General features: G+C 41.6%; 8 protein-coding genes. 5 read left to right on the top strand and 3 right to left on the bottom strand.

The features are described from left to right. Nucleotides 1-308: 308 nt before the first annotated feature. From thrS to rplT, 4 genes are all read left to right on the top strand, one after another. Nucleotides 309-2234: a threonine--tRNA ligase gene (thrS, locus tag ACTHQF_RS17000; protein WP_440432119.1), complete on the top strand. Its 1926-nt coding sequence runs from the start codon at nucleotides 309-311 to the stop codon at nucleotides 2232-2234. Between the two features lie 13 nt (nucleotides 2235-2247). Next, the gene (gene infC, locus ACTHQF_RS16995) at nucleotides 2248-2817 is read left to right on the top strand and encodes a translation initiation factor IF-3 (RefSeq protein ID WP_188627390.1); all 570 of its coding nucleotides are present in this window, start codon (nucleotides 2248-2250) and stop codon (nucleotides 2815-2817) included. A gap of 25 nt (nucleotides 2818-2842) precedes the next feature. Continuing rightward, complete coding sequence (gene rpmI, locus ACTHQF_RS16990; RefSeq protein ID WP_188627389.1) at nucleotides 2843-3043, top strand: 50S ribosomal protein L35; 201 nt, start codon at nucleotides 2843-2845, stop codon at nucleotides 3041-3043. Between the two features lie 77 nt (nucleotides 3044-3120). After that, nucleotides 3121-3465 (top strand): 50S ribosomal protein L20, encoded by a 345-nt coding sequence (rplT, locus tag ACTHQF_RS16985; protein ID WP_110826920.1) that lies wholly within the window; start codon nucleotides 3121-3123, stop codon nucleotides 3463-3465. A 58-nt stretch (nucleotides 3466-3523) separates the two neighbouring features. On the opposite strand, the gene ACTHQF_RS16980 is transcribed toward rplT, so the two are convergent. Together ACTHQF_RS16980 and ACTHQF_RS16975 are read right to left on the bottom strand one after the other, a co-directional pair. Beyond that, a complete protein-coding gene (locus tag ACTHQF_RS16980; RefSeq protein WP_440432116.1) occupies nucleotides 3524-3949 on the bottom strand; it encodes a hypothetical protein in 426 nt (141 codons plus the stop codon). A gap of 82 nt (nucleotides 3950-4031) precedes the next feature. Next, entirely contained in the window at nucleotides 4032-4811 is a 780-nt protein-coding gene (locus ACTHQF_RS16975) for an XRE family transcriptional regulator (RefSeq protein WP_440432114.1), read from the bottom strand. 133 nt (nucleotides 4812-4944) lie between these two features. Between ACTHQF_RS16975 and ACTHQF_RS16970 the strand changes: the two genes are divergently transcribed. Next, nucleotides 4945-5295, top strand: a complete 351-nt coding sequence (locus ACTHQF_RS16970) for a GIY-YIG nuclease family protein (RefSeq protein ID WP_440432112.1) — start codon at nucleotides 4945-4947, stop codon at nucleotides 5293-5295. 65 nt (nucleotides 5296-5360) lie between these two features. On the opposite strand, the gene ACTHQF_RS16965 is transcribed toward ACTHQF_RS16970, so the two are convergent. Continuing rightward, the gene (locus ACTHQF_RS16965) at nucleotides 5361-8495 is read right to left on the bottom strand and encodes a peptidase MA family metallohydrolase (protein ID WP_440432110.1); all 3135 of its coding nucleotides are present in this window, start codon (nucleotides 8493-8495) and stop codon (nucleotides 5361-5363) included. Nucleotides 8496-8506 lie beyond the last annotated feature (11 nt).

Raw genomic sequence — 8506 nt, 5'->3', positions numbered from 1 at the left:
ATTAATTGTAAACAACATATAGTAAACAGACTTTCCACTGTAAACAAATACCAGTATACTACAACTTGTGGTTGGCATGGTGTTGACAAGGGGTTAACAGGGGGTTGACAAGGCGTTGACAAGGCTAAAGCCTTATGATCGCCTTGTCAACCCCTTGTGATTGGCTGGTTAATGTTTAACCGATTCCAACTTTATTGAATTTTTGAACAGGTAGGAGAGATATTAAATATTAATCTAACTTTGTCCATTAAGATCACATTGTAGGTGATTTATGAGATAAATTTTTAACCTAAAAATCATAGTTGTAGATGATTAATATTACACTCCCGGACGGTTCTGTCCGGTCTTACGAAAGCGGTGTAACCGCTCATCAGATTGCATTATCAATTTCCGAAGGTCTTGCTAGAAACGTTTTAGCAGCCGAAGTAAATGATGAGGTTTGGGATTCTTCCCGCCCAATTGAAAGTGATGCTAGCGTAAAGCTGCTTACCTGGAATGATAATGCAGGTAAGTCTACTTTCTGGCACTCCTCTGCGCACCTTATGGCAGAAGCGCTTGAAGCACTATACCCAGGTACAAAGTTTGGTATTGGTCCCGCTATCGAAACGGGATTTTACTACGACGTGGATTTTGGAGATCGTGAGTTTTCCTCGGATGATTTTAAGGCGATCGAAAGCAAGATGCTGGAACTTGCAAAGCAAAAAGAGGTTTTTGAGCGGACAGCAGTTGCAAAAGACGATGCTATAAACTACTTCAAGGAAAAAGGTGACGAGTATAAACTGGACCTTCTGGAAGGCTTGGAAGACGGAAAAATTACCTTTTATAAACAAGGTGCATTTACCGATTTATGCCGTGGGCCACACATTCCGCATACGGGATTTATCAAGGCGGTAAAGCTGATGAATGTTGCAGGTGCTTACTGGCGCGGAGACGAGACTAAAAAGCAGCTGACCAGGATCTATGGTGTAACTTATCCAAAGCAAAGTGAGCTTACCGAATATCTTCAAATGATTGAAGAGGCTAAGAAGCGTGATCACCGGAAGTTGGGTAAAGAACTTGAATTATTTGCCTTTTCAGAAAAAGTAGGTGCGGGCTTGCCACTGTGGTTGCCAAAAGGTACCGCTTTAAGGGAGCGTTTGGTTCAATTTTTAACGAAAGCACAATCGAAGTCGGGCTATGAGCAGGTAATTACGCCGCACATTGGTCATAAAAATCTATACATCACCTCCGGACACTGGGATAAGTATGGTAAGGATTCTTTCCAATCCATTAAAACACCGCAGGAAGGAGAGGAGTTCCTGTTAAAACCAATGAATTGCCCACACCACTGTGAGATTTATAAGGTGAAACCACGTTCTTACAAAGATCTTCCTTTACGCTTCGCGGAGTTTGGTACCGTTTACCGTTACGAACAAAGTGGCGAATTACATGGTTTAACCCGCGTTAGGGGCTTTACTCAGGATGATGCACACTTATTCTGCCGTCCAGATCAGGTGAAAGAAGAATTTAAGAAAGTTATTGACCTGGTATTGTATGTGTTCAAATCACTTGGGTTCAATGACTACGTTGCGCAAGTTTCGTTAAGAGATCCTGACAATAAGACAAAGTACATCGGTTCAGATGAGAACTGGAAGATGGCGGAGTCTGCCATTATCGAAGCAGCGGAGGAAAAAGGCCTGCCAACAGTTATAGAATACGGTGAAGCGGCATTTTATGGCCCGAAACTTGATTTCATGGTTAAAGATGCTTTAGGCAGGAAATGGCAGTTGGGAACGATTCAGGTAGACTATAATTTACCGGAGCGTTTTGAGCTGGAATATACCGGAAGCGATAATCAAAAACACCGGCCAGTAATGATCCACCGTGCGCCTTTCGGTTCATTGGAGCGATTTGTTGCGGTGTTGATTGAGCATTGCGCTGGTAATTTCCCGCTTTGGTTATCTCCTGAACAGTTTATCATTCTTCCGATTTCAGAAAAATATGAAGATTATGCGAAAAAAGTTTTAGATGAGCTAAATAATTCGGATATTCGCGGATTGATTGATTTTCGTGATGAAAAGATCGGAAGAAAGATCAGAGATGCTGAGGTTAAGAAGTTGCCTTATATGCTAATTATCGGCGAGAAAGAAATGGCCGAAGGAAAGCTAGCAGTAAGGAAACATGGCGCTGGGGATTTAGGCGAGATGACCATTCAGGAATTTGGTGAATTATTAATAAAAGAAATAACAATTTAAATAAGATACACATTTGGCATTAGGCAGACCAGGATTTAATAGGGGACCACGTCCTCCTTTTAAGAAAAAAGAAGCAGAACATAATATTAATCAGTATATCAGAGCGCAGGAGGTTAGATTAGCTGGAGATAATGTTGAACCAGGGATTTATCCTTTGTCAAAAGCTTTGGCCTTAGCTGATGAATTAGAGCTGGATCTTGTGGAGATATCTCCAAATGCAGTACCTCCTGTATGCAGAATCATTGATTACAGCAAATTTGTCTACGAACAAAAGAAAAAGCAGAAGGAGATTAAATCCAATGCAAAGCAAACTGTAATTAAGGAGATCCGTTTCGGACCAAATACCAATGATCATGATTTTCAGTTTAAGCTGAAGCATGCCATTAGTTTCCTGGAGAATGGTGAAAAGGTACGTGCATACGTTCACTTTAAAGGAAGAGCTATTGTTTACAAGGAGCAAGGAGAGATTCTTTTGCTTAAGTTTGCACAGGCTTTAGAAGATATCGGCAAAGTGGAATTGCTACCGAAGTTAGAAGGTAAGCGTATGTTTCTGACACTGGCGCCGAAAGTTGCTAAAAAATAATAATTAACATAAATAATAACAGGTTATGCCAAAAATGAAGACCAATTCCAGTGCTAAAAAGCGTTTCTCGCTTACTGGAACAGGTAAAATCGCAAGAAAGAATGCATTCAAAAGCCACATCTTAACCAAGATGTCAACTAAGCGTAAGCGCAATCTTAGCCACACCAGTATGGTTTCGGCTGCAGATATGGGCAACGTAAAAAGAATGCTTGCAATCGGTAAATAATTAAATTTTTCTAACCAGGTACCCGGTAGTAAGTTTGCTGAAAAACGCAACACCGCTTATCAAAACACAACACAACTATGCCACGTTCGGTAAACGCAGTAGCTTCGAGAAGAAGAAGGAAAAAAGTCCTTAATATGGCCAAAGGCTATTGGGGATCAAGAAGTAAAGTATTCACAATCGCTAAAAATACGGTTGAAAAAGGTTTGCAATATGCATACCGTGACCGTAAGGTTAAGAAAAGAGAATTCCGTGGATTATGGATTCAACGTATCAACGCTGGAGCTCGTCAACACGGTATTTCATACTCTCAATTGATCGGTAAATTAGCGTCAAAAAATATCGGTTTAAACCGTAAAGTATTGGCTGATTTAGCAATGAATCACCCGGAAGCTTTTAAAGCTGTTATTGATGCAGTAAAATAGTTTCCAGCCATTACATAAAAAAGGGAGCAAATTTGCTCCCTTTTTTTATGTCTTCATTTTAAGAATTCTCTTTAGTTGAGGATGGTCTTACCTGACCAGGGTTGCGTCCTTTTCTGTGCTGACGATCTTTGATTCTATCTTTACGTTCAGCCTTCAGAGACTCGTATTTAGCTTTCTGCTCTGGAGTTAAAACTTTAGCAAGCTTGTCTTCGCTGTCTTTCATTTCGGCCTTCCGGTTTTCAGCAACCTTTTTCATCTCCTGCACACGTTCCTTGCGCCATTCATCTTGTTTTTTCGCTTTCTCAACTTCAATCTTATAAACCTCAGTCTTCTGCGCATCGGTCAATGCAAGTTTTTCTTTCAATTGGCTTGCTACTCTTTCAGCTCTCTGCTCAGGTGTAACAGGGCCTCTTTCTGATTTCTGTGCGTAGCTTGCAGTAAATGCGCTTACTGCTATAGCTAATGTTAATACGATCTTTTTCATTTGTAAGTTGTTTTAAAGAATAGATCATGTAACTCCAGATAAGTTTAATGCTTAAATGTTAAAAAATGTTAAGGCTTTCGGATTAGTTGCTTTTGTTCAGGTTCTGCAAGGATTTCTGCATCTGAGCCATCATCTGTGTAAGTGTCTCCATAGATTGGTCGGCTGTCGCCTCCGGTAGGCTGGTGGTAAAGTATGCCTTCGCTTTCCAGATCTCCAGAATATCATCGGATGCGATCGTATAAGGATCATACATCTTGTTGTCTGAAATCAACTTTAACTCTTTGTTCTCTTTGAACTTGTTCCCTACACGTTTATAGACTACGCCCTCATTTTTGCTGATGATGATATAAGTTTCCCCGGGTTTAATCTCAGACCAGTTCTCCAGGTATTCTCCAACAACGATGCTGCCCGGTTGGATAGGGAGCATAGAATCACCCATAATCTCAAAGCCGCGGAATGTTCCTTGTTTTAAAGCCGGAATTGGAAGTTGAAACTTCGGCAACTCGCGGATGTATTCCGGATCTGCAAAGCCATTAAGATAACCGGCACTGGCTTTTACAGGTACCAGTTCGATGTTCTCATTATCGTCCTTATCTACGGAAATACTAAGCACCCGCAGGTTGGCTCCCTGTGCTTTTGTTTTTGGTTTCCACTTATCATTGATGGTTTCATTAATGAACTCATCAATGGTAAATTCGTAGAAGTCTGCTATTTTCTTTAGTAAGTCGTATTTCGGTTCTGCACGGTCTTCCTCATAGGCGCCGACCAATGAACGTTTAATGCCCAGTGCATCAGCAAATTGTTGCTGGGTCATTCCTTTTTTCTTTCTTAAGTATTTCAGGTTAGACGAAATATTCGACATAAAATAAAAGTTTATAAAATGTTTGTTTATACTAAAATAGTTAGTATTATTGTACCAATAAAGTTAGTAATATTTATTTGTTTAGCAAAGAGGTATACTAATTTAATTAGTTGTAACCGTTAAGCCTAATAAGATGAAAAAATTTGTTTACATCGTAACCGACCGTAACAGGACCAGTCTTCATGTTGGAATGAGTTCGGACCTAATTAAGACACTTGACTTTTATAAAACCATGCCGAGTTTGTTCTTTGACAGTGGCATGCAGTTAACGAGACTAGTATATTTCGAAGAGTTTAAAACTGAAGCACAGGCCCTGAGCCGTTTCAAAGTTGTTAGCCGTTTTACAAGAATGCAAAAGGAGCGCCTGGTAAGGTCATGTAATCCGGACTGGATTGATCTGACTATCGGTCTGGATTTTGAGCATATCATGGTTAACAAGCCGATCAACAATCAGGTTAAACTTTCCATGGGGATGCTCTCCTAGAAAAAATGCGAACCCTTGTTTGGATTCGCATGCTTTGTAGCGATCTTGTTTGGTATGGCCTATGGTTACCAGCCAGGAGCGAAGGTTAATCCGAATACACCGGCTTTAACATCTTTTCGCTGGAATGGGAAAGCATAATATGGTTCCAATACAAAATATCCAAACATATTTACTCTAAGAGATATGCCCGCACTTAGCGCAGGTACACGCTCCCTCGGACGGCCATTTTCAAGCAGCTCACCACTTGGTTGACTTTTGAATGATACAGTAGAATATTCGTCCCAAGCTAAACCGGCATCAAAGAAGAGGTTCAAGTCTGAAATCAGAAATCTTGATGGAATCTGAGCAAGTTGTTTCGGCCCTGTAAATGGTAAACGCATCTCAAAGTTGAATACAGCCATTTTGCTTCCCGATAGTTGGTTGATATCAAAGGTTCCAACTTGAGCATTATCGCTGTTGTAAAATGAATTGGCTTCATATCCGCGAATCAGATATGGGTAGCCTACATATAGTGGATAGAGGTTTTCGCCGTCTTCGCCCAAACGCATATAGGTGAATGCACGAGCAGCAAAGGTCACCGGCTTGGTACGCACATATTTTCTTAAATCCACGTTTACAGCGCTGAACTGATAATCACCAAAATATTGTTCGCCAGAGATTCTGTATCTGAATCCATCTAAAGGTGCAGTTAGTCCGAAGATGGAATTGTCACCCACAAAGCCCGCATTAACCTGAAAAATGTTAAATGAGCGAAGACTTATACCTAACTCCTGACTTGCTTGTTCGCTAGGAATATGCTTGCGGTCTGAGCCAAGATATCCACCAACATAACCATCCAAATTCTGGTAGTAGTTGCTCCAGCGGTCTACACGATAGCTGTATCTGGATATGGCACTTCCAGCTTCAAACCGGTGGACTTTGTTGAAGGGGTATGCTGCAAATAATTGTGCCTGATTTTCAAACGTCCTGATGATGTTCGTACGCTCATTATAAACCGGAATTTTGGTATTTGGATCATCCGTTGGCAGCTCCTCGACTGCAATATCCCGGAAGCCCGTTATATAGGGAATATGTGATACTGCGAAGCCCCAGTTGATGCGGTTTGCTTGATTGATGTAGCCCACCAAACCACCGAAGTCGTGGATCTCCCCGTTGATTGACAGGTTTGCTATGATCTGATTTCTACCGAGGATATCGCTGAACATACCTACAATTCCACCCTGTACTCCAGTTCCGAATCGACTTGTTGAGACACCAACGCCGCTGTTTGCAAGATAATCAAGCTTGAATTTAGGTTTGTAAGGAATGACTTCCAGTGAATCCGGCTGCACCTGTTCGTAGTTGCTGAAGTTCTGCAAATTGTTGTTTACTGTTGTTACCCCAGCATTTTCAAACGGGGGAAGGACGGCAGCACTAAAATTGACATCATCGGCGTTTACACTTTTAATATTGAAGTTACTGAGTGAAGCATTGTACAATGTATACCGTTGCGACCGGTAATAACTATAGATGATTTCGTCATTTCTGGATACCGTAATTGCTGGTGAAAATTCTGTTATACCGCTAATTCCAGTGAAATAATCGGTGAGTTGATTTATTGTAGCAGACTCCAGGTTGTATTCATAGAGATTTCGAAAGCCATCACGATTTGAGAGGAAGAAAATACGTTTGCTATCGCCGGAGAAGATTGCATTCAGGTTGTTGGCGCCTTCAAAAATTTCAATGTTTTTAACGCTTTTGTCCGGCAGGTTAAGCAAGGCAAGATTTAGTGGGTAGTTCGCCGCTTTAAGTCCCTTTTCCATTGCCGCACGATCTGATGAGAATACAATGTATTGGCCGTCGGGCGAGTAGTTTGGTGCATAGTCAGAATACGCATCATTTGTTAAACGCTCTACTTTCTCCGCGTCAAGATCGTACGCAAAGATGTCACTCTGCCCCTCAACCATTCCTGAAAATGCTATTGATTTTCCATCTGGCGACCAGGTGAGATTGCCGAATTGCTCAACTTCGCCCATATCTTTCTGTAACAAAGTTTTGCCTTTGTTTACATCTACAATCATCAGCTGATTCTTCCCTTTGCTAAAAATACTGAACGCAAAGCGTTTGCTGTCGGGAGACCAAGCACCGGCAGACTCGAGGAAGTTAAAGTCGTCGATGTGTGTATTTGTAGCCTGGCTACTAAGTTTTCTAATTATTCTTCCGGTCTTCGCATCTGCAAGAAAAAGGTCGATTCCAAACAGGTCCTTTTCGGAGAGGAATGCCAGGAACTTGCCATCCGGTGAAATTGCCGGGGCTACGTTCATGTTGCCTCCGTTTTTGTTGTCAACAATTTTTGTACCTCGTATTTTAACCTGGCTACTATCTGTTTTTAGCATCGGACGGTAGTGCGCCTCGATTGCTTGCTTCCATAGTCCGGAAAGTGCCTTGTCATCAAAGCCCAAGGTAAACCGAAGTGCATTCTCATACCCGTATTTTGCTGTATTTTTAAGCAGGGGAACGATCGTACTGTCTCCGTAGGTCGAGCCAACAAAGGTCCAGAATGCCTGCCCATATCGATAGGGGAAATACCTGTTCGAATTCGTGAGGTCTTTAAGTGAGGGAATGTCACGGTTGAGCAAGGCATCCCGCATCCACATGGATGTGAATGCATCTGTTTTGCCGATAGACATATATTCTGCCATACCTTCCACCATCCATAGGGGTACCTGGCTTACATTTTCAAGGCTCAGGGAATCCGTTTCCAGTAAAGTGTGGTATTGAAAAGCATGTACAAGCTCATGCCCGAGAACATGGCGGGTTTGATTGTTCAGCTCCATTACAGGCATAATCACCCTGTTTTTTAGTGCTTCAGTCACACCACCTGTACCAATGCCGATTTCGCCGTTCAAAGCTGTGGTTTGCTGGAAGTCCGGATGGTTGTTATAAAGGATGATCGGATTCTTTTTTTGGAAAGTGTCTCTAAATACGGACTGGTGCATTTTGTACCAGGTTTCAGCGTCCTGCGCATACTTCCTGATGAACTTTTCATTTTTAAGGTAATAGTAGATCTCAAAATTTGGTGTCTGAAGCACCTTGAAATCTTCATTTTTATACCTTACCCGGTTTTGTCCAAAGCTTTGTGCTTTAAGTCCAGTGGACCCGATAAAGCTGATCATAATTGCTGCAGTAGCAATTTTAGAAAAGGTACCTGTTATTTTCATACACGCTCTAA

Source organism: Pedobacter sp. SAFR-022 (assembly GCF_051965375.1).
Lineage (GTDB): Bacteria > Bacteroidota > Bacteroidia > Sphingobacteriales > Sphingobacteriaceae > Pedobacter.
Note: the sequence above shows the minus strand (reverse complement) of the source record. Positions and strands in the feature narration are given on the sequence as shown.